The sequence below is a fragment of the Pseudomonas sp. GL_117 genome, assembly GCF_057835125.1.
Map to the genome: position 1 here is coordinate 3,224,073 of NZ_CM174418.1, position 22,729 is coordinate 3,246,801.

35 protein-coding genes are annotated in these 22,729 nt (G+C 58.2%); 7 read left to right on the plus strand and 28 right to left on the minus strand.

The genetic code is table 11. The annotated features are described in order from the left end of the window. Positions 1 to 13 precede the first annotated feature (13 nt). From AC3ISR_RS14435 to AC3ISR_RS14565, 27 genes are all read right to left on the minus strand, one after another. Complete coding sequence (locus AC3ISR_RS14435; protein WP_489324279.1) at positions 14 to 430, minus strand: phage tail terminator-like protein; 417 nt, start codon at positions 428 to 430, stop codon at positions 14 to 16. Further along, the gene (locus AC3ISR_RS14440; protein WP_489324280.1) at positions 427 to 1,083 is read right to left on the minus strand and encodes a hypothetical protein; all 657 of its coding nucleotides are present in this window, start codon (positions 1,081 to 1,083) and stop codon (positions 427 to 429) included. Before AC3ISR_RS14440 ends, AC3ISR_RS14435 begins: the two co-directional genes overlap by 4 nt. Continuing rightward, a complete protein-coding gene (locus tag AC3ISR_RS14445) occupies positions 1,080 to 1,451 on the minus strand; it encodes a hypothetical protein (RefSeq protein ID WP_489324281.1) in 372 nt (123 codons plus the stop codon). The genes AC3ISR_RS14440 and AC3ISR_RS14445 overlap by 4 nt, the downstream gene beginning before the upstream one ends. A 17-nt stretch (positions 1,452 to 1,468) precedes the next feature. After that, positions 1,469 to 1,972: a DnaT-like ssDNA-binding protein gene (locus AC3ISR_RS14450; RefSeq protein ID WP_489324282.1), complete on the minus strand. Its 504-nt coding sequence runs from the start codon at positions 1,970 to 1,972 to the stop codon at positions 1,469 to 1,471. 59 nt (positions 1,973 to 2,031) lie between these two features. After that, positions 2,032 to 2,607: a hypothetical protein gene (locus tag AC3ISR_RS14455; protein WP_489324283.1), complete on the minus strand. Its 576-nt coding sequence runs from the start codon at positions 2,605 to 2,607 to the stop codon at positions 2,032 to 2,034. 49 nt (positions 2,608 to 2,656) lie between these two features. Further along, positions 2,657 to 3,625, minus strand: coding sequence for a major capsid protein (locus tag AC3ISR_RS14460; RefSeq protein WP_489324284.1), 969 nt, complete (start codon positions 3,623 to 3,625; stop codon positions 2,657 to 2,659). Positions 3,626 to 3,636: 11 nt separating this feature from the next. After that, positions 3,637 to 4,344 carry a hypothetical protein gene (locus AC3ISR_RS14465; protein WP_187601371.1) on the minus strand — a complete coding sequence of 236 codons (708 nt, stop codon included), beginning with the start codon at positions 4,342 to 4,344 and terminating at the stop codon, positions 3,637 to 3,639. Positions 4,345 to 4,419: 75 nt separating this feature from the next. Continuing rightward, positions 4,420 to 4,767, minus strand: coding sequence for a hypothetical protein (locus AC3ISR_RS14470; protein ID WP_489324285.1), 348 nt, complete (start codon positions 4,765 to 4,767; stop codon positions 4,420 to 4,422). Between the two features lie 27 nt (positions 4,768 to 4,794). After that, positions 4,795 to 5,880: a minor capsid protein gene (locus tag AC3ISR_RS14475; RefSeq protein ID WP_489324286.1), complete on the minus strand. Its 1,086-nt coding sequence runs from the start codon at positions 5,878 to 5,880 to the stop codon at positions 4,795 to 4,797. Continuing rightward, positions 5,855 to 7,315 (minus strand): DUF4055 domain-containing protein, encoded by a 1,461-nt coding sequence (locus tag AC3ISR_RS14480; protein WP_489324287.1) that lies wholly within the window; start codon positions 7,313 to 7,315, stop codon positions 5,855 to 5,857. Before AC3ISR_RS14480 ends, AC3ISR_RS14475 begins: the two co-directional genes overlap by 26 nt. Beyond that, positions 7,315 to 8,802: a terminase gene (locus AC3ISR_RS14485; RefSeq protein ID WP_489324288.1), complete on the minus strand. Its 1,488-nt coding sequence runs from the start codon at positions 8,800 to 8,802 to the stop codon at positions 7,315 to 7,317. The genes AC3ISR_RS14480 and AC3ISR_RS14485 overlap by 1 nt, the downstream gene beginning before the upstream one ends. A gap of 1 nt (position 8,803) precedes the next feature. Beyond that, positions 8,804 to 9,412, minus strand: a complete 609-nt coding sequence (locus AC3ISR_RS14490; RefSeq protein WP_489324289.1) for a hypothetical protein — start codon at positions 9,410 to 9,412, stop codon at positions 8,804 to 8,806. Positions 9,413 to 9,945: 533 nt separating this feature from the next. Beyond that, positions 9,946 to 10,386, minus strand: coding sequence for a proteasome subunit beta (locus tag AC3ISR_RS14495; protein ID WP_489324290.1), 441 nt, complete (start codon positions 10,384 to 10,386; stop codon positions 9,946 to 9,948). Between the two features lie 56 nt (positions 10,387 to 10,442). Next, positions 10,443 to 10,787: a hypothetical protein gene (locus AC3ISR_RS14500; protein WP_489324291.1), complete on the minus strand. Its 345-nt coding sequence runs from the start codon at positions 10,785 to 10,787 to the stop codon at positions 10,443 to 10,445. Continuing rightward, positions 10,784 to 11,122 (minus strand): hypothetical protein, encoded by a 339-nt coding sequence (locus AC3ISR_RS14505; RefSeq protein ID WP_003218335.1) that lies wholly within the window; start codon positions 11,120 to 11,122, stop codon positions 10,784 to 10,786. Before AC3ISR_RS14505 ends, AC3ISR_RS14500 begins: the two co-directional genes overlap by 4 nt. Positions 11,123 to 11,456: 334 nt before the next feature. Further along, positions 11,457 to 12,419 carry a beta propeller repeat protein gene (locus AC3ISR_RS14510; RefSeq protein ID WP_489324292.1) on the minus strand — a complete coding sequence of 321 codons (963 nt, stop codon included), beginning with the start codon at positions 12,417 to 12,419 and terminating at the stop codon, positions 11,457 to 11,459. 11 nt (positions 12,420 to 12,430) lie between these two features. Then, positions 12,431 to 12,616, minus strand: a complete 186-nt coding sequence (locus AC3ISR_RS14515) for a zinc finger domain-containing protein (protein WP_489324293.1) — start codon at positions 12,614 to 12,616, stop codon at positions 12,431 to 12,433. A gap of 309 nt (positions 12,617 to 12,925) precedes the next feature. Further along, positions 12,926 to 13,507, minus strand: coding sequence for a hypothetical protein (locus AC3ISR_RS14520; RefSeq protein ID WP_489324294.1), 582 nt, complete (start codon positions 13,505 to 13,507; stop codon positions 12,926 to 12,928). After that, entirely contained in the window at positions 13,504 to 14,109 is a 606-nt protein-coding gene (locus AC3ISR_RS14525) for a recombination protein NinG (RefSeq protein ID WP_489324295.1), read from the minus strand. Before AC3ISR_RS14525 ends, AC3ISR_RS14520 begins: the two co-directional genes overlap by 4 nt. After that, positions 14,109 to 14,525, minus strand: coding sequence for a recombination protein NinB (locus tag AC3ISR_RS14530; protein ID WP_489324296.1), 417 nt, complete (start codon positions 14,523 to 14,525; stop codon positions 14,109 to 14,111). The genes AC3ISR_RS14525 and AC3ISR_RS14530 overlap by 1 nt, the downstream gene beginning before the upstream one ends. Beyond that, a complete protein-coding gene (locus AC3ISR_RS14535; RefSeq protein ID WP_489324297.1) occupies positions 14,522 to 14,998 on the minus strand; it encodes a hypothetical protein in 477 nt (158 codons plus the stop codon). The genes AC3ISR_RS14530 and AC3ISR_RS14535 overlap by 4 nt, the downstream gene beginning before the upstream one ends. Beyond that, a complete protein-coding gene (locus AC3ISR_RS14540) occupies positions 14,995 to 15,315 on the minus strand; it encodes a hypothetical protein (RefSeq protein WP_489324298.1) in 321 nt (106 codons plus the stop codon). The genes AC3ISR_RS14535 and AC3ISR_RS14540 overlap by 4 nt, the downstream gene beginning before the upstream one ends. Beyond that, positions 15,312 to 16,025: a replication protein P gene (locus AC3ISR_RS14545; RefSeq protein WP_489324299.1), complete on the minus strand. Its 714-nt coding sequence runs from the start codon at positions 16,023 to 16,025 to the stop codon at positions 15,312 to 15,314. Before AC3ISR_RS14545 ends, AC3ISR_RS14540 begins: the two co-directional genes overlap by 4 nt. Beyond that, entirely contained in the window at positions 16,022 to 16,771 is a 750-nt protein-coding gene (locus AC3ISR_RS14550) for a DnaT-like ssDNA-binding domain-containing protein (RefSeq protein ID WP_489324300.1), read from the minus strand. Before AC3ISR_RS14550 ends, AC3ISR_RS14545 begins: the two co-directional genes overlap by 4 nt. Continuing rightward, positions 16,771 to 17,628 (minus strand): BRO-N domain-containing protein, encoded by an 858-nt coding sequence (locus tag AC3ISR_RS14555; protein ID WP_489324301.1) that lies wholly within the window; start codon positions 17,626 to 17,628, stop codon positions 16,771 to 16,773. The genes AC3ISR_RS14550 and AC3ISR_RS14555 overlap by 1 nt, the downstream gene beginning before the upstream one ends. Before the next feature lie 69 nt (positions 17,629 to 17,697). Continuing rightward, a complete protein-coding gene (locus AC3ISR_RS14560; protein ID WP_489324302.1) occupies positions 17,698 to 18,312 on the minus strand; it encodes a hypothetical protein in 615 nt (204 codons plus the stop codon). Positions 18,313 to 18,362: 50 nt separating this feature from the next. Further along, the gene (locus AC3ISR_RS14565; protein WP_017479602.1) at positions 18,363 to 18,599 is read right to left on the minus strand and encodes a helix-turn-helix domain-containing protein; all 237 of its coding nucleotides are present in this window, start codon (positions 18,597 to 18,599) and stop codon (positions 18,363 to 18,365) included. A gap of 112 nt (positions 18,600 to 18,711) precedes the next feature. Between AC3ISR_RS14565 and AC3ISR_RS14570 the strand changes: the two genes are divergently transcribed. The 7 genes from AC3ISR_RS14570 to AC3ISR_RS14600 all read left to right on the plus strand — a co-directional run bounded on the left by AC3ISR_RS14570 (position 18,712) and on the right by AC3ISR_RS14600 (position 22,239). After that, positions 18,712 to 19,548, plus strand: a complete 837-nt coding sequence (locus tag AC3ISR_RS14570) for a S24 family peptidase (RefSeq protein ID WP_489324846.1) — start codon at positions 18,712 to 18,714, stop codon at positions 19,546 to 19,548. A gap of 4 nt (positions 19,549 to 19,552) precedes the next feature. After that, positions 19,553 to 19,750 carry a hypothetical protein gene (locus tag AC3ISR_RS14575; protein WP_489324847.1) on the plus strand — a complete coding sequence of 66 codons (198 nt, stop codon included), beginning with the start codon at positions 19,553 to 19,555 and terminating at the stop codon, positions 19,748 to 19,750. Positions 19,751 to 19,777: 27 nt separating this feature from the next. Next, on the plus strand, positions 19,778 to 20,266 hold the full coding sequence (locus AC3ISR_RS14580; protein WP_489324303.1) for a hypothetical protein: 489 nt from the start codon (positions 19,778 to 19,780) through the stop codon (positions 20,264 to 20,266). Next, positions 20,247 to 21,020 (plus strand): DUF1828 domain-containing protein, encoded by a 774-nt coding sequence (locus tag AC3ISR_RS14585; RefSeq protein ID WP_169994967.1) that lies wholly within the window; start codon positions 20,247 to 20,249, stop codon positions 21,018 to 21,020. Before AC3ISR_RS14580 ends, AC3ISR_RS14585 begins: the two co-directional genes overlap by 20 nt. 93 nt (positions 21,021 to 21,113) lie before the next feature. After that, complete coding sequence (locus AC3ISR_RS14590; RefSeq protein ID WP_489324304.1) at positions 21,114 to 21,440, plus strand: DUF2388 domain-containing protein; 327 nt, start codon at positions 21,114 to 21,116, stop codon at positions 21,438 to 21,440. A gap of 186 nt (positions 21,441 to 21,626) precedes the next feature. Further along, entirely contained in the window at positions 21,627 to 21,845 is a 219-nt protein-coding gene (locus tag AC3ISR_RS14595; RefSeq protein WP_489324305.1) for a hypothetical protein, read from the plus strand. Positions 21,846 to 21,915: 70 nt separating this feature from the next. After that, positions 21,916 to 22,239 carry a hypothetical protein gene (locus AC3ISR_RS14600; RefSeq protein ID WP_028616750.1) on the plus strand — a complete coding sequence of 108 codons (324 nt, stop codon included), beginning with the start codon at positions 21,916 to 21,918 and terminating at the stop codon, positions 22,237 to 22,239. A gap of 40 nt (positions 22,240 to 22,279) precedes the next feature. On the opposite strand, the gene AC3ISR_RS14605 is transcribed toward AC3ISR_RS14600, so the two are convergent. Continuing rightward, entirely contained in the window at positions 22,280 to 22,594 is a 315-nt protein-coding gene (locus AC3ISR_RS14605; protein ID WP_489324306.1) for a DUF1654 domain-containing protein, read from the minus strand. Positions 22,595 to 22,729 lie beyond the last annotated feature (135 nt).

A 22,729-nucleotide genomic window follows, 5' to 3' on the forward strand; every position in this document is an offset into this window, starting at 1 on the left:
CCAATGGGCGGGATCAGTTGGTGTCGGCTCGGTACAAGAACGAAACTGGAACGGTATAAGTTGAATCGCCCGCGATGCCAGGGCCTGGGTCAACTGGCGACATGGTCACCACGGTGACGGCGCCCTTCGTGTCCCTGCCGTATAGCGGGAACAGGTCTACCAGCTCGGTGGTGATCGGGCTGGTCTTGGTCTTGCCGGTGCCCGCCGGCGCGATGATGCTGACCTGAAACACGCCGGTGTACAGCCGGTGATCGCCGCCGAGCGTGTTGCTCGCGGTATCGCCCGGAATAGTGAAGGCTCGCAGGTAGGTTTCGTCCGCCGCCGGCGTGTAGGCCGTATTCTCGAAGACGATCTTCAGCTTCTCCGTTCTGGCTGCGTTCCAGGCGATGAGCTTGGCCTCGTAGATCGAGGCGATGATGGCGTGACTCATACCTGATTGTTCCTGATGGCCTCCAGCACGATCTGCTGAAAGCGAGCCACGGTGACCCGTACCATCCCGCCAGGGGCCTGGGTCGAGTGGCCGAACTCCAGCGGAATCGCGTAGGGCAAGTTGTTGATGATGTAGGCCATCTGGCCCGCGGTGAAGTCACTCATTGCAGCGACGAGCGCGGCAGTGGTTTCGGCGCCACTTGGGTCCACCTCGTCGAAGGTGACGCTCTCGACCACACCCAGCGAGATGTGCCAGTTCGCACGGAAGCGGCCGCCGACGTAGTCCTTGCCGGCGACCAGACCGTTCACGTTGAAGTTTTGGTCGCGCTCGGTCTTGGTCAGAGGCTTGGCGTACTTCACCCCCTGGCGCAGCTTGCCGCCTTTGGTGAAGTTCGATTCGTTGAGGTTGATGATCGTGTTGCGGACCGCGACCTTGAAGTCGTAGTCGTCCGCCGCCCGCTTGTTTGCCTCTCGATGCGTGACGTTCTGCGCCCATATCTCCGGGTTACCCACGGGCGACATCCGGATCAAGCTGCTGCCGACCTCAATGATGATCTCGCGAACACTGGCGTCAATGGCTTCACCCGCCTGAGTGGCGAACTCGGCCAGGCTGAGCGCAAAACTGCCGGACTGTCCGGCGCCTGCTCGGCTCACGACCGCACCTGCAACTCATACAGGATCGGCGTACCGGCAGGGTTGACCTCTTTCAGAGGCGGCACGATTGACCAGGTGCGGCCCAGGGCGACCACTTTGTCAAGCAGGCCAGGCATCCAGGCCAATCCCTGCGCGGCGATCTTGAGCTTCTTGTCGCCCTGCTTGATGAGGCTGTTGTTCTGGAATTCTTGGCCGGTAAAGTCGAGCAGGATGCCTTGGGCGGTTTGCTCGACGGTGGCACCTGGCGCTTCGCCGCCAGTCTCCGGGTCGTACTCGCCGGGTACCGTCTTGCTGATGGTCACGGGCTGGCCGAACTCTGTGATCATCTCCAGAGCCATCACGGCCATTTCGTCGTAGAAGGCGGCCATGGTGGTCTCCGTTGTTGCTATGCGCGCACTGCGAACAGCCCGCGCTTTTGTAGGTAGTCTGCAAACTGCGTTGCGCTCGGCCGATCTGGAGCCGCTGGCAACAGCCGGTTACTGGTGCTGGTGATGGCGGCATACTGCCGCGTTACAGCTCCCTCAACACGATCTAGCAGCACTGCACCTTTACGCTTTTCCACCGGATCGATGTCGTCCTGATGGATCTCGGTAGCCAGCGCCATCTGGCCGTACTGGATCCGCGCCGGCAGGTAGTTGTCTGGCTTGATCTGGCAGTCCAGTTCAACACCCCGGCGCGGCCAGGCCAACGCTTGCTCGCTGCTCATCTTGCGGCCTTTCCAGGTCTTGCCATCCATCGCCAAGGCAGCCCGGCGCAGCAGCGCTTCCTGCTCGGGAACGCCTGCGGGGATGACCGTGCCGAACTTCACGGCATACATGGCCAGGTCCTCGGCGCTCGCGTAGCTTTCGGCGTCAGGCTTGCCGGTGCCGTCCTCGATGATGAGTGTCATGCGTCAACTCGCTGGAATGGTTTGAAAATTGGCCGCCGGGTCACCGGCAGCCAGCATTATCAGGCCTTGGGCAGATCAGCGACGAGCTTTTCCAAGGATTCTTTCGAGGCGTTGGCCCGGTATGGCACCTTCGCTTCGTCGAGCTTGGCCTTCAGGTCGGCGATTTCCTTCGCTTCGGTATCCACCTGACCGGCTTTGTTGGCCCGCTGGAGAAGATCGTCTACCTGCAGTTGCAGAGCTTTCACCTTCTCGACTTCACCGTCACGCTCGCGGATGAGGCTTTCAACGCCCGCATTTACAGCCTCGAATACCTGAAATAGGCGATCAGCGATCGGGCCAAGCTCGCCTTCAGGGCGCGCCAGTGATTGATCAGCGAATGACTCGACGATCAGGCCGACAGATTCGAGTTCGGCACGGAAGGCGTCGATGTTGATGCTGGAGTTTCCGCCATCGATCAGCAGGACCGTCGGCCGTTCCTTGGTCGTCACTTCCGGCACATCGTCGGCGGCATCTTCACGACTTTCGGTAACGCTTGCGTCGACGATGCGCAGGCCGCTTGCTTTGGCGAGTGCTTTCACGTCTTCCTGGTACTGGTGGAATGGACCAGGCAGATACCAGATGTTTTTGTTGCTCATGATCATGTCCTCGCCAAGCCGGGCGCTAGGCCCGACTCAGCTTTCAGGGTTACTTGGAGGCGTCACCGATCAGAGCCACACCGGCGGTGTGCTTGATGCTGGTGGCGGTCTTGTCCCAGTTGGTACCGGTCGCCAGTTCGGCATCGGTTGGAGACTTGCCGCCGGTGGTGGTGTCCCAGGTGTAGCCCTTCAGGCCCAGTCCGAAGGTGTAGTCGGTCTGGAGTGTGGTTTCGATACGCTCCTTGCCGTTGGTGGTCTGGACGTTGCTGATGATGTCGCGGCCGTCGTGTACCAGCGCAGCGCCTTGCACCAGGGACAGGATGATTTCCTTGTTCGGGGTGCCGGCCTGCATCAGCGCAGGGGCATCCGTCACAACGGAGATCTTGCCCAGAATGTCGATCACGCGGACGTTACCAGCCTGGAACAGCTGGTTCTGGTTTGCCAGGTTCTGGCCGACCAACTTGTGGTAGCTGGTGCCCTGCATCACCTGGGTGACAAGGTTCTGGCTTGCGTCGCCGAACTTCGCATGTGCGTTGTTCAGGCCGGCGTAGGTGATGCCAGCGGTAGCCGACACATCGTTGACCGCGGCGGCCTGGGCAGTGATTGCAGCAACCAGGGCGGCGATCGCGGTGTTCAGCTGATCCTTCAGCAGGATTTCAGCGAACGCACGGCTCGCGACCTCGATGCCTTGCGCGGTTGGGCGCTCCAGCCAGGTCATCTGCGATGGCTCGTAGCGGATCGGGCCGAAGCCGCCGGCTACCTTCACCGAAGTGTTCTTCAGTTCGGTCAGGTCGGTGGCAGCGACAGCTGCGTTGGCGCTGTAACGATCAACGCGGCGCTGAGCAGCCGCCAGGGTCTGGAAGAACGACTCTTGCAGGAAGTCACCAGTGAAGCCGTCCGGGGACAGCACGATTGCGCCACGGCTTGCGGCGTTGAATGCGGCCAGGTACTGATCCAGCGTCTCGAGAGTCGCAGGCATGATGTACTGGTTGAAGACCTGCATTTGCGACAGGGACATGAGTTATTTCCTTACGATTGAGGGAGATCCGGGAACCGGCTCGCGATAGCGGCCTGTCGTTCCTCTTTGGTGCCGCCGATTTTTCCTTTTGCGGCCCCGCCGCCACCTCCAGCACCAGCGGCCCCGCCGCCAGATGCCTTGCTACCCGCGATCAACGGCGCGAAGGCCGTGTCGTTTGCGAATTCTGCTTTCAGCTCGTCCAGCGTTGCCGCCGAGAGCTTGCCCTGCTGATCGAGAACGACGACAACAGGCTTCCCGTCGCGCTGCTCGACGCTCAGACGGCGTTCGATGTGCGGCAACAGGGCTTTGGCGCTGCCTGGAATTGCCAGGGCAGACGCGATGTCAGTAGCGGTACGGCCAACGGTCAGATCCCGGATCTGAGTGCTCAGCGTTCCACGCTCCTGTTCCAGCATGCCGTTCAGCTCAGCTTCGCGGCGGTTGTACTTTTCAGACCAGGACTTCTCGAGCTCTTCGACGTTGCCTGACTTGCGAGCGGCTTCTTCACGCTCCAGTCGGGCCTGCTCTTCTGCATCCTTGCGGGCCTTCTCGGCGGCTTTCTTCTCGCCGAGCAGTTCATCAACCTTGGCCTTCAGGCCGGATACATCTTCTTGTTGCGGCAGACCTTCAATGCCGAGTACGAACTTGCCGTCCTTCTCGGTGTAAAGAGCGCGCACGGCTTCATCTACCCCTTCCAGGGTATCCAGTTGGAATTTCAGCATTGTTTGTCTCCCAGAGACGTTGATGCAGGCCCTGCCTGCGGGCATAAAAAAACCCGCGCTAGCGGGTCGGATTGCTTAATAAATTAGTATGTCAACTGCGCTGGCTGTGGCGGGATCGTAAAGATTATTGGGATAAGCAGCTCTGACCTCCCGGTGAATATCAGCAATCATTGGCGTAAGAAATTGCCGCGTATCCAATGTTTTTAGCAGGTCGGTGGAACCGGCGATAAACCAAACAATTTCCTTTAAATCCTCATCATCTAGGTTCTCGCGATTAAGTTGATCTGCAACAAAAGTCTCGATAAGTCCCTTATGAGTGAGTATTACATCTGGTTTGGTTCTTCTGTTTGCCTTCAAAATCGCCCAATACGAATGTAACAATTTCGATATTTTTTCTGGTGGAAGCTTAAATAATTTTGTCATCTGCAATCCTTAGCAATTACCAAAATACTAAAGACCCGCAGATTGAAATGCCAGAGGCTCGATAACTTTCATTTGAGCAAGTGTCAGAGGAGCAAAGTTGCGATCTAGCTGCAACTCAGAGAATCGCTCGATGCTCAGACCGCCTTCACGGAAAAGTTTCGCACGGACCGGGCCAATGGCCTTGTCCTGAAATGCCGCAGGCTGCTGCTTGAGCCAGTCGTAATAGCTGAGGTCAGCCCTAACCTGCTGGGCACCGCCTTCACCTATGGATGCCCGCGTGGCGTCCTTGGCGAACAAGGCGCTGAAGCGAGTCACCGCCACCACTGTGGAGCGACAGTTGATATGGATCGGTGGCCTGGGCCCCTCAGTCAGCCTGAACCGTTGCTTATCCAGCGTCCGGCACTGGCTGGTGGTCTTTGAATCCAGGGTGCTGACCCACTCCACCGACTGCACGACGTCGCTGTTTTCCTTGAGCGTCTCCATGCGCGCTTGGGTGGCGACGTGCTGCACTGCCGTCCGCACAATGGCGCCGGCGTTGCGGTTGGTAGTGGCCAGGATGCCGTCGTTGTACTGGAGCGCCTTGGTACCGCGAATGTTCTTGATGATCTGGAAGTTCGTCTGGCCCTCGAAGAAGCCCTGCCTGATCGCGCCAGTGAGGCGCTGCCGCTCCGTGGCGGTGAAGCCATCAATGAACGACTTGAGCAGCTTGCCGCCATCCGCACCGCGCACGCTGAGCGGATTGGTGAGGATTGCTGCCCTGATTGCCGCCGCACCTGGCACTGCCGCATCGAAGGTGACGCCCACCGGCGCCGCCCGGGTCAGGCTGGTCGCTTCAAACTCGGCCTCGTAGTTGGCGATGTCCACCAGGTCGAGGTTCAGCTTCTCGCTGTAACGGTCGAAGATACCAAGCAGCAGGCTATCGACCTCACTCAGCAGCCGCTCCAGGCGGGCGACGGTGTAATCCGTCAGGTCCGCGCGGGTCAGCCGCTCACGGATCGAGCGGTCAATCTCCTTGAGAAAAGGGGCGAACTTGGCCACCTCGCCCGACTTCAACTGCTCCAGAAACACAGCGTGCCGGATGGTGGCGTCAAGGATTGCTTGGTTTGCCGCCATTCAGGTTCGCCTCGTCGTCATCCAGGTCGGGGCCGGGATTCTCCGTTTCCAGTTCGTCGCGGATCTGGTCGTCGGTCTTCTCCGGGTCAATCACCCCACGGTCACGCAGGTACTGCCAGAAGTCACCCGCCGGCAGCTTGCCGCCCTGCACTGCGTTGAACAGTGCAACCAGAACCGTTGGGTCCAAAGTGATTTGGCTGAAGTCTTGGTTGAGTTTGTAGACCGCTTCACCGGTGGCGTTCACGAACTCGGCCATCCAGGCCAGGCACTGGCTATACGCCTCGCTGACGTTGCTCACCACCAGGGAGAGCACGCTGTGTTCGGCTGCGCTGTCGTTGTCAGCCTGGGTTGCGGTCTTTACCGCGCTACCGCGCTCGATCAACCGGGCACCGAGGGACACCATGTCTTCCTTCTTGGCGTCCATGGCCTCTTTCACCAGCGTGTTCGGCTCAGGCTGGGCGAAGCCGCACGATCCGTTGGCAGGAAGCGTCAGCGGCGCCCTGGAGCCAACATAGATGCCATTGGCTTCAAGGTGGTCGCGCCACGCTTCGTCCAGGCCGGAGATCCAGAATTGTGGCTGTCCTGAAAACCAGACCGAGTCTTCGTAGTCCGCACTGTTGCAGTAATGACCGATGTTCAGCACCGCCATGTCGTACAGCGGCGCGTCGTCGATGCTGGTGTCGTTGTTCTCGCTGCCGAGAAACTGGAAAGGGATCACGCGCCAGGGCTGGCCCAGCCCGTTCAGCGGCGTGAAGGGCGGGATAACCATCGTCGTTTCGCTAGAGCTCTCCTGCCACACCTCTTGGGTGTACACACCGGCTGGGTCTAGACGCAGCACACGGTATTGCACCACCTTTTCGCTACCGAAACCGTCATCGGTATCAACGTCCACCGATTCCTGCAGCACCACCAGGCTCAGCAGGTGCTGACCACCAACCTTGCGCGTCTTCCAGTTCCTGATCGACTCAGCTGGATAGCTCGCAACACTCGCACGGGCGCGACCGGCCTGTTCGTCAGCCTTGCTCACCGATCCAGCTTTGACTGAGGCATAGTCCACCAGCAGCCCGTGTCGGCCGACTTCGAGCAGGTGCCCGATGACCGATTGCGACTGCTGGTAAACGCTCACGCCCTGCCCGTCGACATCCTTGGCCACATACTCCAGCGCGCCCGGAACCGTCAGCGTGGGCCAGGTGCGGAATACTGCTCCCACCAAGCTGTGCTTGGTGCGACCGGTTGCGTTGTAGAACACGGCACGTTGCTTGTACGCCTTGTACCGCTCGACATTCTCCGGGCTTGTGTCGTGCTGGTTCGGCTTCGGCAGGTACAAATCGCCGCGAGCCTTGATCGTCTCGGAGCCCTTGCACACGTCGCGCACCAGCCGCCAACGGGACTGTGCCGCGTCGTACTCCGGGCGGGTGTAGGTGACGTCTGCCATTAGCGTGCAAATCCCATTTTGATTGATTTAACCGGCTTCCTCGCGCTCTTCGCCACGGCGAAGTACCGGAATCCGTCGGAGCCGTGAGAGGTCCAGTCGTGAAGCGGCTTGTCTTTCCAGCAGCCGCGCTTGTCGTCCCATTCCTTGCGGTAGTTCTCAAGGCAGGACACGCCCTGTTCGCACTTCGAGTCGTCGAAAACGCACTTGGGCAGAATCTCCCGCACCTGCTCGATGCCGTCATTGACGCCGAGCTTTGGAACAACCTGGAACGTCATGCAGTACTTCTGGCCGTCGATGTCGTAGCCCTCGCGGGCCAGCTCCCGGCGGGTCTTGGCATCGCTGCCGAACTCACGGTTGTCGATGTCGTGCGGCCCCCAGTGCTCGGAGTAGGTGTAACCCTTGTCCTTGAGCACCTTCATGTAATGGCGCAGGCCTTCGCCGCTGTTCTCGTAGTAGTCGACGACGTGAAACTCTTCACCGACCTGGCGCACGAACCAAATGGCCGTGGAGTCGCCGACGCCGATGTCCCAGAAGGTCATCACCGGCAGGTGGCTGTTGTTCGGGATCACTCCGATGCGCTGTTGCGCGTACAGCTTGGTCAGTTGCTGGGCGTAGTAGGCGCCCTCGACCGACTGCTGGAAGGCCTCGACAGGGATCGACGGGTACTCCCGTTTCATGTCGTCGCCGAGCGTCTTCTCCTTGGCCGCGTACCAAGCGCGCTGACCGTCATTGGTGACGATGCCGTGCTTGGCGTGCAGCTCGTTGAAGTAGTCGGTCAGGCGTTGTGGGATGACCACGTCAGTCGGGTCAAGCCAGTAGGCCTTGTTCTTCCACCAGGAGAAGAAGAAAAACTTCCAGTCCAGCAGGCCCAGGGGCACACCCGCCAGTTGCTGGCGTTCTGCGCTCTGCGCGTAATCGAAGAAGTAGCCCGCCCTACCCTCCGCCGTCGACTCAATCGTGACGAAGCAATCGGTGGCGACAGCCTCGAAGGCGCCGGTGACGATCTCTCTGGCCTTGTGGGGAAACTTGGCGCAGATCTTCCCGAACTCGGATACGTGCAGATACCGTAGAGTCCCGCCCCGGAAGGACGTGGACACGTAGAGCGATCCGCCTTTGCTGAACACAAGCTCACCAGCAGCATCGTTAGAAGCAGGATTGGCGGCGCGTATCTCAGGAGGCAGGTTGTCATAGGCATATTTGACCTTCTCCCGGAACAGGCGCTTGGCGTCGTTCAAGGTGTGAGCGATCAGCGCACACTTGGCCGACTCGAACAGCGCTGCGTCTAGCTGGATGATGCAGCACTCGGTGGTGAAGCCGAGCTGCCGAGCCTTCAGGATGATGTTGCGGGTGTGCATCCCGTCGAAGTATTCGATCTGCTCGTCCGTCATCCGGAAGCGGACCTTCTTGCCCTGCTTGTCCGTGATGAAGTAGAGGTTGTTCAGTCGCCAGTACTTGTCCCGGAGCAGCTTCAAGTGCTCGGGCTTCATTTCAGGCTTCCTTCGATAGATCGTCCATCAGTTTCGAGAGTTCGTCGGCGTCGCTGTTGCCGGCTTTGGTGTCGAGGTCGTAGGCCTGGCGCTCCAGGGCAACCAAGGTCTTCAGGGTCTCGGCGAGTTCCTTCATGGTCTTGGTTCGGCCTGGCAGGCTGATCACCTTGCCATACAGGTCGTTGCGCTTGTCGAAGCCGTTGTCGTCCGGGTCGCGCATCAGCTCGCCCAACTCTTCGAACAACTCGCGGTTGTCGGTCAGGCCTTCGAGTTCATCCAGCAGCTTGTTGGTGAGGCGTCGGCTGCGAGAGATGTCGCCTCGGTGAGCCATGCGGATGTTCGCAATGACCTCGGCATTGACCTCGATGATCTCTCTTTCGGTATCCGCCTGTTTGGTGGATACCTCAGTGGATACCGTGCGTTTGGATACCAGTGCATCGGCCTTGGCCTGGATCTTTGCCTTGAGGTCGCGCTCCCATCCGTCACGCTTGGCGCGCTTGTTGATTGCGCCATGGGTGATGCCTTGGGTTGAGGCGATCTCGCGGATGGAAAGCAGCCCGGCCCGGTAGGCGCGTTCGATTGCCTCCCAGTCGGGTTGCTTGGTTGTCATAAATTGTCTCAGGTGTGGCCGAATGCATGATTGTAATAGTGGCGCGTTGCCGGTATTGATTGCGGTCAACTCACAAGGACGGATCTCATGACTGAGAGATATAGCGTTGTACACATACCCCACAGCGATTTGATTGCGATTACTAGCGGTGTCCCAGTTGAGTCGTCGAACCCAACTGTGGCCCACTTCCAAGTTGTGGACTCTACCTCAGATGGCGAATGCGTTAGCGGGCCTTACTCTGACGAGCGCGAAGCAAACCTTGCATGTGCTCGGCTGGGCTCGGGGATACACATCCTCTACCTCCCTAACTTCAACAGGCTGCTACAGGAAAAATCCGGAGCTATCATCGTTGAGTCAGGCACAGAGTTGTTTGTTGGGCTCAGCCGCAAACAATCCGAAAGGTATGCTCATCTCCACGCTGGCGACGTCACCGACGAATTTATTGAGCTGAGCCGAATTCACAAAAGGGCTCTAACCGGAATAAAAGATCTGTAACCCAGCATATGAGTGTGCCGCACTCACCTGCGGCACACCTACCCAGCCTTGACCGGGTCGATGATTACCGTGCGGATCGTGCCGCCCGTGCTGCTGTTGCGCTTAGCGGCCATCTCGACAGACTTATAGGCGGTGGCGCCCATATCCATAGCCGTCAGGGCATGATCTGACCCGCTGCCAATGGCGTACGGCCTTTCAAGCCAGATAGGCGTCTTGCAGAGTCCATCCTCTGCGCTATACGAGGCGTAGCAAAGCGTCGTGCCATCAAACACCAAAGCCGCGCACTCCACCGTGCTGGTGACGGTTTCGCCGAACCAAGCGCCGATCAACTTCGCGTAGTCGCACACGTAACCGGAAAGCACGAACTTGACGCCCTTCACTTCCTGGCACTTTTCGAAGTCGTCATGGGTGATCGTGCTGCCGTTTGTGATGCGGGAGTCATAGGCGATCACGCCGTCTTTGTAGGCAATGGTCGTCATCTGAAACCCTCATGATTGCGCGCCACGATTTGGCGCATTGGAAAACGTGGCGCGGCTTACTGCTTGCGGCGGTCTATACCTTCCGGCGCCTTCGGGCAGCTCATGCAGTGTTCGCAGTTGAGCGTCCGGCACAGCCAGAACTTTACCCGCTGCCAGTACGTGACCATGAAAATGTGGCGGGCACCGGCCATCGCTAGGGAGACATGCAGCGTCAGTCCAGCACTGGTCGGGCCAAAGAAGATGTTCTGGCTGCGCGCCATGACGACGAAGCCGCTGATGGCGATCGTCGAGTAGATCAGCTTCCCGAGGATGCCGTCCCTCACCTTCCCGCTCAGTACGCACCAGGCAGCCCAAAGCGCGATAAGGCCGCAGGCGATGGAGTTGATCAGTTCAAGATTCATGGTGGATTGCCTCCCCCGAACCGCTGGCGAATGAGCGCCCAGAGGTCAGCGGATTTAATGGCTCGATTGATGGCCGCCAGGAGCGAGCCGCCGAAGGCTCCCAGCAGGAAGCCGATGCCGGCGACGATCTTCGGCTCGGTCACGCCCAGGTAGGTGCTGACCATGCTCGTCAGGTAGATCGAGCAGGCCATACCGGTGATGAGGAAGATCATCCAGGCACGCCAGTCGTTCAAGTCGTCCTTGTGCCACCAACTGGCGATCACTGCCCCAACGAGGCCCGCAATCAGCAATTCGAACCTGTCGATCTTGTCGAGCAGGCGCTGTAAATACTCCATGCGCTCGACTCCGTGGGGCATGTTTGAAATAGGTCAGCCCCGGCAGCACTCCCTGCTCAGTGCGAAGGGTGTGGCGGGGCCGAAAACGAAAAGGCCCCGATCATGTCGAGGCCCTGAATAGGTGTGCGCGTCTTTCCGGGCTGTCTGCCGACGCCACTCTGGAGGTCTGGTGTGAACAGAGCGCGCGAGCTGCCGGTGTTTTTCCGTAGCGCTGCACTACCGGCTTATCAGCGTCCAGGCATCCCCCGAAGGGCCACCCGGCTGTGGCGAGCCTGAATCAGAAATGAAAAGCCCAGCGCGACGGCTGGGCTCTATTACACAAGGAGATAGAAGATCATGGAGTCCAGTAAGCAATCTTGCCGTCTGCACCAACAGCGACAAAATTGCCGTTACCGTAGGCGACGCTCCGGATATCGGTTCCTGCGAAAGTGTTGGCTTGCTGAACCCAGCCGATCCCATCCTCGGAAACGGCTGTCTTGCCGCCGTCGCCGACAGCTACATACTTGCCGTTACCGTAAGCAATGTCGCGGATGATGGTTCCACCGAAACTGGTATCTGCAACAGCAGTCCAGGTAAGCCCATCGGATGAATATGCCATCTTGCCATCCGCACCAACGATAAACATATTCCCGTTGCAAAGCTTCATGGAAAGGATGGTGCTAGTGCCGAATGTGCTGGTTCTGGCCGCGAATGATTGCGAATACTCCGTCGCCATCTTCACAGCGCTAAGCAGCTTCCCATTCGATCCAGCAATCAACACAAAAACGCCAATGACGTTTACGCAGTACACAGTCTCGCTAGAAGTGAAGGTCGTAGTGCGCTCCACCTTGCCTGACCAATCGCCATAACAGGAAAAGACTTTACCATTAGACCCAACCAGTATCCAGGTCGTGTCAATGCCAGAAATTGGCTGATAATACACAATGCCTTGCAAGTCTCCGGACGCGCGAACAGTTGCCGTAATGTTTGTCCAATCCCTTTCAGGGCGTGCTGTGCTGCCGTAGGCCACATTGCCGGATTGAGAAACGGCTTGAAGCTGTGTCCCAAGACCGTTCCAGTACAGGTCGTTGAGGACCATTCCGCTATCAGAGGTGACGACGCCCTTAAGCTTGGTCCACGCTGTACCAGTGGCGTCGCCGCTGACAAGCTGAGTGGTTGTGGGAAGACCGTTGCCACCAGCCGCATAAAACTTGCCTTGCGCAAAAACCACGCGCCTAAGCATGCCGGTGTTATCCACCGGTTGTACTTGAGTCCAAAGATTTTGCAAGGTTTGAGACGCCGAGTTTGCGTTTTCCATTTTAAACTCCGTTACTTAGCTGATTTAAGTTCAGGCCTCTGTATTGGGCGTATGGCGCTCATCGGCGATTGCTCGAGGCTCGCGGCCTTCACATGATTCAGCGTCCCACATCGGGAACATTTGATCTGGAGCTCTGTAAACCCACCCGTGCGGGCGAGAAGTCTGTTGCAGTTACCGCATCTGTATTCTTTCAACATCTGCAAGTCCGTTTATTTATCTGCTAGGCTCCGTCCCGCTCGCGCGAGCAGTGAGGGCCTTGGCTGGCTTGCAGGCTAGATCTGCGATCTGGCGTCTCCTTAGGGTGTTACAGCACCCTCTGGAGTCGCCCTCTCTTTTTTCGATCCCAACAAAAAGCCCCGAACTTGTCGGGGCTTTTTGCTTTCTTCCGGGCACAAAAAACCCGACACAATGGTCGGGTTTTGTGAAACATCAGAGCTAGTTGCCGGAGGCAAAATACTAGCTATGGGGAAATAATGCCACCAGCCGCACGGGAACGCAATAGGCCGTCATGCGGCCTCGCGCATTTCGTAAATTACCGCCGCTACCGGGCTGAGTGCACGACGGTCCAAATCTTCGCAGCAGTCGAAGATCAGTTGCAGCGCACCGCCCCAATCCCGCTCCCAATTGCACGATTCCAGTCGCACTTCGTACACCTGCCACATCCACGACCTGAACTTCTCTGCATTGGCCAGCGGGTCTTCGTTGGTCGACTGGCCGCCCTGGTGCATGTGCTGATACCGGCGCATCACCCCCTTCACGACGAACTCCAGCTTCTCGCGCTTGGCTGCCGTCATGCGTGGCGACTTACCGACCACCATCAGGAAAACGACCTCTTCCGCGGCCTCGCGGATGTCGTCACTCTGCTCAGCGGCGTACATAAAGTCACCGAACACCCGGATCTGCGGGTGCAGCCTGGCGATTGCGGACTGGATGTGCCCGGCCAGTGCCCCGTGCACCGCGTGGTTTGCCGTTGGCCCGCGCTCGGTGTTCTGCACCACCACGCCCAATTGAACAACGTCAGAGGTCTGACCTGGGGCCGGGTTGTACTTGCAGTCATGCCAAGCCTGGCGCGCTGAGTTGATCTTCATGCTGCCTGCCCCTTTTTCAGTTCTTTGGTCATTGCGCGGTACTTGGCCTTGATGGTCTTGATCTCATCCACGGTGTACTTGCATGGTGGGTGCAGCCCCTCCAGCCAGGCCACCTTCTCGGCGCCGATGCGAAGCACCAGGCGGATGCGGTACTCCACTGCGTTGCCGGAAAGGTTGCGGTTGCACTTCACACACTGGCGGTGGATGTTCAGCGGCTCGAAGCGCAGTTCCGGGCAGGCGCCGACGGATCGGTAATGCCCAGCATCCCAGCGGCTACCCGTCATCAGGTTGTTGTCGTTCGGCATTGAGTCGCAACTGATGCACGGCAGGTGCGCGTCACGCAGGCGCACGTACTCGTTCACGGCGGTCTGGGCTTCGCGCAGGTGGTCAGCCCTGCTCTTCAGTTTCTCCTTGCGGACCTTGATCTCGGCGCGCTCGATCTGATCCAGAGCCTTGCGGGCTTTGGGCGCATGGCGCGGCCCGTCGATCATTGCGCACGCAGGGCTGCATACCGCCTGACCCATCCGCGCCGGGACGAATGAGGCCCTGCACGTAGCAACGCGGCACTTCTTTGGCTTGGGCTGTTTCCGCTCGATCGCCATCAGTACCGCCCTCCCCAGTTGTCCTTCTGCGTCCACCGCACCTGGTGCTCAGCGCCAAACGCATGTACCCACTCGATCAGCTCGGCGCACTGCTTCACGGTGAGCTTGCTGGTGCGCTCGTAGATGACATCGAAGCCGTTACCGTCTACCGCCGGTATCATCTGCGGTTGATCGCCAGACTCGCGCAGCCAGGCGGCCGTCAGCAGGCGCTTCCAGATCAGGACATCCCACTTCTTCCCGGCGTGTTCGACCTGGGCGGCGATGTCGGACAGAGCCGCGTGCAGGGCCTTGTTCTGCTCCCCGCTGCGGTCCACTTCGGTGATGGCCAGCTTCTTGGGCTTGGCCAGGTCCAGGCCGGCGATATAGCCCATGGCCTTGTTGCGGTCTGATTCGTTGCGGATCTGAAGGCTGGTCATGCTGCAGCCTCCGCCAAAGTCGCGCCCGCCCGCTTGGCCAAAAGATGGTCACGCGAGATGAAGGCGTCTACGACAAACCCACCAAGGTCGACCGCCAGCGCAATGCCCTCGCCCTTCCCGCGCGCCACGTAATACTTGCGATCCTCGCGCCCTTGAACCGGATCAAGGACGAAGTAGCCCTCGTCGGTGACCTCGATCAGGATCTGGTGGTTACCGCCTTCGATGTTGAGCGAAGGTGACGTGCACAGATAAACACCCTCATCTGCCAGCGGCGGGCAATCCAGACTGAAGAACGCCGTGTATTCAACGCCGAGGCGCTCCAGCATCTGGCGCAAGGTCAGATCCCCATCGCGATAGGGCTTGTGCATCTCTTCGATGACTTCTTGTGCCGGCCGGCCAACGATCATTGCCATGCAGGTCGACACGCAGCTGTACGGGCACGGTTGCATTTGATGAGTGATGATCGGGTTCATGACAGCTCTCCCTTGCCCATGGCGGCGTCGAGCAGTGCGTCAAGGTCTTCGCCGGTCATCCCGGTTGCGTGCGGGCCAATCCACTCCACGACCTCGATGTAGCCGCTGCGCGCCTCGCGCAACCACTGATACCGCGCCGCATCCTTTCGCAACGCCTCGTTCTCGGCCAGCAGCTCCAGCGCCACCTCCTCCACGGTCTTCTCGTCGAGGAATTCACCAAGCGCTTCAGCGTTCTGCTTCCACTCCCCGCAGTCAGCCTTCCAAGAAGCGACTTCACTCCACAACAGCTTCTGAAGTTTCTGCTTGTCGATGGTCATGTCCGTTGCTCCGTTGTCTTCTTGCCGAACTTGGCCATCAGCTGGGCGCGGGCAGACATACCATCGGAAGGGATGCCCTGTTGAAGGATTCGCGCCTGGGTCTGCTGGTCGGCCAGCTCGTTGGCCCGCTCGAGTTCGGTTTTCTGGCTGTCGTGACCGATACCGGTGGCGATTCGGCCGTGGAGCTGTTGCCCGGCCTGGGCACGGCGAAGGATGATTTCGTAGTTGCGGTCGAACCTGGCCCGCAGCCCCTTGTCTTCCTGCTTGGCCCCGCGAAGGTCAAACAACCCGGTAGCCTCGGCGGCCAGCTTCACCGCTTCATGGCTGTACGCGGCCATCAGCGCCTCGATCCAGGCGTCAGCAGCGGCTGGCATGCCGAAGTCTTCCGGGCCAGGCACGCACATGGCGATGAACTCCCCCACGCTCGGCGCGAAAGGCTTCTTGAGCTTGCGGCACTTTTGGATACCGAACTCGATCTGCTCCAGAGTGCGGATTCCCTCGTCGGCGAACTCCTTGATCCATTCGGCCTTGGCGGCGTCGAGCGCTTCCGTGGATGGCCACGCCTGGCGCCATGCCGGGAAGATCCCGCGAAGGCGACGGAACAGGTCGTTCACCACCTCTGCCGTCTGGGGCGTCACCTGGAGCGGCTGGCGAGGCTCCACGGCAGGCAGGTTGCCCATGGTCGCCATCAGTTGGTTGACTGGCTTCATGGGCTCACCACAAGGCCTTCGGCCCAGGCATTGCTGTCGAAGTCAGGCTCAGTGCTCTGGCGCGGCGTGAATTGCCTTACGTTCGATGCTGCTGCGCGATTTCGGTCGTTCAGCACCCACTTGACCAGCATTTGCACCCACTCGGCCTGAGTATTCACCTGGCCGCGCGGTTCATAGTGGGCAGTGAAAGCGCGGCGCGCCTCTTCGGTGAATAGGTCCAACGCTACGCCAGAGTGGACCGAGTAGGTCTTCAGCAGCTTGTGATCAGGTTTCCAGTCGAGGGTCATTTCGCTGGGCATGCGAGGGTCAACCGACTCACGCACAGAGAGAGGTTCTTTATTCTTCTCTTTCTCTTCTTTAGGTAACGCACTTTTAACGCTGGCAGCGTTACCTTTTGCGTTACCTGACTTATGTCCGGCAACCCTGCGAGCCGTCAAAGCCCTGTTTTTAGCGGTCTTCCCGTTATGACGGTCGAAATGAGGGAGGCTGATAACACCCTCGCACTCAACCATCCAATCGACCAGTTTCATGTAGTCGCAGAAATCGTTAACGCCTACGAGACGATCAAGTAACTTTTTAGTAACGCTCGGAGCGTTACCATTTTCTGTCTGCTGATCGAACCAGCCCCAAACGCGCATAAGCTTGCCAACTACCGCATCTGGATCGATACGAGCCCACTCTGCGATCTGGCAAACCTCTGGCTTGTCCAGGGTGCACAGTTCGAATTTTATCCAGTCACCGGCCATTACTTGGCTCCTTTGCCGACAAGGCCGGCCAATTCAAGGAAGCGATCCACGTACCAGTGAGGCTGCGTCTCTCGGGGGCATTGAGGGCTGGTGAGGTTCTTGCCGTAGGCCATGCCCTTCTCGGTCACAGACCAAAACGGAACCATCTCTTGCTGGGAGTTCTTGCGATGTAGCATCTTGAGAAAGCCCGCTTCCTCCAGCGCACGGTTAAACGCCGCCGGGCCAATACGGATGTCGTTGTCTTTTAGGAGTGCGGTAATTGACTTGGTGGGCATCGAAGACCCGCCAGCGGCGTCAGGGGCGGCATCCACCGCGTAGCCTGGGAGGAACTTGGCGTCCAGGCCGTTGTTGGCGGCGATCTTGGCCAGCATCAGCATTTTGCTGGAGGGTGCCGGCTTCAAAAGGCGGTCGAAGCACTCAAGGATTGCCAGCTCGCCGACGATCTTGGAGTTGTTCGGGCCCTGGGCGGAAAACGAGCCGGTCTTGCGGATGCTCGGCAGCACCTGGCCCACCACCCACTCTTCGAACTTCTCGGCGGCCGGCAGCTTCGACTTCATCACCAGCCGGTACAGATCGCGCTCCGGAATGATCGTCATGAAACCACCACCCTGTTTCGGGGTAGTGGTCGCGGCCTTGCAGTGGCGGGCCACGGCATTCTCCGGCTTGGAGTAACCTAGGGCATCAGCGACATCGCGCGCGACGAACCACGGATCACCGAGCTTGTCAGTGATGACCCGGATCGCCGCACCGTCGAAGTCGAACGGAATCACTGAGGAATTGCGCGCCACGTTTTCAGATTGCGAAAACCGTGGCGCGGGAATGTTGGGGCTATTGATCGATTCAGTGTGTTGGTGCATGATTCGCTCCAGTTGTTTACCGCTGTAGAAAAAGCCGACCTCGTACGTCGGCTTTTTTGTGCCTTTAATTCAGGCGATGGATTTGAGAGGGCGAGCCGCCGCGAGCAACTGCTCCGCACGACGCCCCAACTCCCCCGCCTTCGCTTCAACCTGGCGGCACTGCTTGGCGAACGCGGGCAAGTGCGGCAGATCCAGTTCGCACATCACCTGGTCGTCAAACACTTCGCTGCCGGTGTCGATCACATCGCCGAGCGCACGGATCAGCGCGCCGAAGCTTTTGTTCGCGCATTGGTCGCTGGTCATCTGGCGGGCGCCGGTCAAGCCGTGGCGGCTGGCAAGTTCATTCAGGCAGTGATCGCGGTACTCAGGCTCAAGGGCGTTGACCCACGACTCCTCCAGCCAAGACGGCATTTCCTGATCGCCGTTAAGCCAGCGTTGAACACGCTTGAGCCAGCGGCCGGTCGCCTTCACGAACTCGCCGAGTTCGGCTGTCAGTTCGGGCGAGTTGAAATCAGGCACTTCCTTCTTCTTGGCGCGATCTGGTATCGAAAGATGCAGTTCGCGGCTCAGCGCCTGAGCGAAGTCGTCCTGGCTCAGGCTGGTGCGCGCGATCTGGTTTTGGGCATGGGCGACCAGCACCTGATCACGGGTTTGTACGGTGTGTCTGGAACTGGACGTTTGCATGGGGACTGCTCTCTTCTAATCTGGCTTCAATGGAACGGCGGAGAGGAATTTCAGGCGGCGCCGCGCAGGACTTTGTGCGCCAGATCGAGAAGATCAGGGCGCAAGCCTGCAATGGTGATCTCACCACCGGACGCGTCTTGAAGGCGTTCGGCCAGGTCTGCCGATGCCTTTCGGTGACCGCCTGCTAGCTGCCACAGGTGTCCTACCGTTGTCTTAGCAGCGGCAGCCACTGACTGGCGCCGTTCGTTTGAAGCGCTGGCGAGCCAGTCACGCAGATGGTCATTCATGGGATCTCTCCTTAAACATAGGATAAATTTAGCTTACGGCTAATATATCAGCAAGGAATATTTAGCTTTGAGCACATTTAGCATTGAGCTAAACGCTGGCATTCTTGCCCGCATGGATATTTATGCGATTCGTAAGCAGAAACTGATCAGCCTTATAGGAACCCAGCGAAAAGGCGCGTGCGCCGAGCGCTGGGGGATGGCGCCTGCGCACCTAAGCCAGATTTTGTCGGACAAAACGGCAAAGAACTTGGGGGATGACGTAGCTCGGAGAATCGAGGCGATCGAGAGATTGCCTAGGGGATGGTTTGACTCCATATCGCATGGTGAGTCGATGAGCCACGGCGAAGGACAATCTCCGGGCGCTGACTTGGGTGAATCGTCTGCACAAACCGCAGCGGATCAGATCAAGCAGATGCTTTCGAAGGTCAAAGGATTAACGAGCATCGCCCGTGACAGGATCATCGCGGCGGCGGACGAAACGAGTAACGTCATAACCGTCGATTTCTCTCGCCCTGGCCAGGTTGGTGACGAGGTGTGGATTGCGCACTACGACGTGCGCGCGGCGATGGGCGGCGGGCAGATCCCGCACGAGTATCCGGAGATGCTCCAGGACATACGGGTCAGCCCAAAACACCTGCGCGAGATGGGCCTCACTTTCAAAGAGCACTTTCACCTGAAGATGATTACCGGCTGGGGTCAGTCAATGGCACCGACGATCAAAGATCGCGACCCGCTACTGGTCGACATCACGATCCGGGAGTTCACAGGCGACGGCATCTACCTCTTCTCCCACGACGACATGCTTTACGTGAAGCGCCTGCAGAAGAAAGGCAAGGACCGCTTCAAGATGATTTCGGACAACAAGCACCACGACCCCGAGGACATCCGCGTGGACGACACTCACATCCTGGCACGGGTGCTTTACGTTTGGAACGGACAACCGGTTTAACGCCATCGCCTTTACCAAACCCAACCAACAGCTGCGCCGCGACCTAAAAGAGGCTGCGGCGCTGCTCAAGTGGTCAGGGGTAGATCTGTTTGTCTTTGCCAAGCGCCTTCTGGCGGCAGGGGATGAGCAGGGTGTCGAGGATCGGCTGGCCGGGTATGCGGATGAGGTAAAGGCGGGAAGGATTGTGCGGGATAGGCCCTGAGCAAACCCATAATACCAAGGAGCGGCAATGCACAAAGACACCTGGCTAGACGACTGTCGCCAATGGTGCCAGCGGATAAAGTCTCTATCTGAAGATGTGGAATGGTCCGAAAAACCCTCTCACAGCGGATGGTTAGAAGCTACAAGTGGGTTGCTGGATGATCGTCGCGTAACGATTCCTAACCTCTACTTCAAAGGTGAATTTCAGCCTGGGAGAATGGGGGAACGTGTCAGCTATGGGCTCATGTACCGAGAGGGCAAGGAAAAGCGCCGCGTTTTCATGCTTGAGGTGTGGCCGGAGCATGAGCGGTCCCACAGAGAAAAAGGAATGGACATGTTTGGGCCTCATCTTCATCTTGGTGACGAGCGTTTGGCTCAAATAACGAAAAAGGTCCGGTCGTCGATCAGTGGGGCCACTGAGCGTAGATGGGTTGAGCGATTCGTACGACACGCTAGAATTATGAGCGTTAATGGTCGTTCAATATCGACTCCTTTCGATGACGATCTATTTGGGTAAGGGTATGTGCAGCATTGGATGCGGAGATTTTTTCTCAAAATCGGGGTGGCATTGCCAAACCGTCAATGTAGGTAGCGGTCCAGCTACCTACATCAGCACGCCCATAACATTGCCAGGAGGCAAGCCCCTTGATTTTTACCTGATCAAACGCGGAAACCATATTGAGTTTACCGATGATGGGATAACCATTTTCGCGCTTCGCTCGCTTGGATACGCTCTCGGCGACAAGAGAAACTGGAAAGGTCTTGAGAATCTCGGCGTCCGCCACGGTTTTGAGCTGACTAGCGCCGGAGCCTTTGAATGCGTTTTCCCTGAGGGTGATCTCGATATTTGGGGAGCAAAGATTCTTCGGCTCATGGCAGCAATCGCTACGTGGGAGGAGGACAGGTTCTCCGAGGGGGATACTGACTTCTCATTGACTGAAGAGGTCGAGATGCTGCTTCGGGCTAAAGACCCGGAAAGAAAGCTGCTGAGAAATGCAGCTCTAAGGGTTGGCAAGATTGATGTGACCTTCGATTTTTTGTGGGGAGACACCTATGTTGATGCTGTCGCCCCGGTGCAGCAGTCAATCAACGCCCGGCTTAGAAAGGCTGTCATCATCAACAAATCCGAAGAGCCCGTTGATGTCTTGTTCATAGTCGATGATCGGGACAAGAAACAAAAAGCCGAGGACGAAATCAATGTTCTCGGTGGGCTGTCCCCGACGATATTGTTCAGTGACTTCCAGGCGCATTACAGTTCCGCTGTTCACTGAATCAAGCCCGGCCCTGTGCCGGGCTTCTTGTTTCTGCCGAACGCACTGCTCTGATATGGTGGCGCCCTCTGATTGCAATGGAAGCTTCGAAGAATGGACTCATGGAAGACCCTGGCGATCGCCGTCATGGTGATGAGCAGCGCTGACGCTATAGCGTTTGAAGTCGAGAATCCCGTCGAAAGAACACTGACCGTCACCACCATGGTCCCAACGATGATCCTCGGCGGAACAACGGCATTCACAGTCTACGGCCCCTCAATGATGATAAAGGCGAAAGACGATGCCCTCGCATTCATTGGCTCAGAGGGCGAGATTCGTGGCGCAGAGTTTGAGCAGGCATCCAGATACTACCATTCGACCTATCCTTCTCCGCTCATGTCAGACATGCAGTTGGCCCAGTCGATAGCTACATCATTCTGAAAGCGGCCTTCAAGCAGGCCGCGATGCGAGACCTTTCGTTTCGGCGACATATTTTTCACCTGGCATTTACAGGACAAGAGTCAAACTCACCCTACTCCTTTGAAGAATTCCCTTTAGGTCCGCCCACAAGCGGGCCGTTTTTTTGCCTGCTGCTACGCTTTCCATACCCTCTATGGAGACAGAGCAATGCCCTCCCCCGAATACTCCCTCCCCGACATACTTGAACGAATCTACGATAATCAGCTCGCCCTAGAAGCTGCAGTTATGGAACTGACGTTAATCGTTGAAGGGCAGGGCAATGCCGAGGCCGGCGATAACATACGAGGCGCCCTCTTCACCCTTGGCGAGAATGCCGGGCACATCAAGCAGGGGTTGGCCAGGCTGAAGGCGCAAGAGCCGGATTGATGCCCCGCAGTTCGATGGTGGCTGTACGCCACGAATGATAAAGTGCGGTTTCAATTACGGGAGGGATCCAATGAAAGCAATGATCGCAGCCGTTCTTATCTCGACGGTTACGGCCTCATCTGCCATTGCGGCAGACAAAGCATACGACTGCCCTCAAATGGATAAGATGGCCGAGTCTGTGATGAAGGCCCGCCAAAACGGCGTTCCCATGGCAAAAATGTACGAAGCGTCCGTGACCGATAACAGCTATACGTCCAGAGTCTTCAAAATGCTTATTGATGGTGCGTACAAAGAGAGCGCCTACTCATCTCCCAAGTACAAAGAAAAGGCAATCGTGGATTTCAGAGATACCATCTTCCAGGCCTGCCTTCAGCAACAGGAGCAAAAAGGCTAAGGATCCCAAAGCCCGCCAAGCGCGGGCTTTTTCATACTCGTCAGAAAGGCGCCAGCTCCTCATCCTGCTCAAACTCAAGCTCTCCCATCCCCGCCACCTCGACTTCCTGCTGTTCCCACCTCACTGTCACGCTGCCGTCGTCGTTGAGCGTCAACTCAAGCTCGTCCGTGTCAGCGATCACCCCCAGTACCTCCTCCCACTCCCGATCCCCATCCGTGTCTAGTCGATGGATGTTCACCCAGCGTTGAAGCTGCGCGATCGGGTGATTGATCATCTCTGATACCCGCAGGCTTAACCGCTCCATACCTGACATTGCTGGTATCTCGACTTCTTTTTGTTCGAATGCCGCGCTCATCGTCTACTCCTTTTGACTGTATATGCGTACAGCATTCGAAAATCATAGCGCAGTGCTAAGCCCTACGTAAAGACGCGAAGTTGCCCACGCGAAGCATCGCCCTCCATCCGAAGAAAATTCGTTAGCGGCTAAATT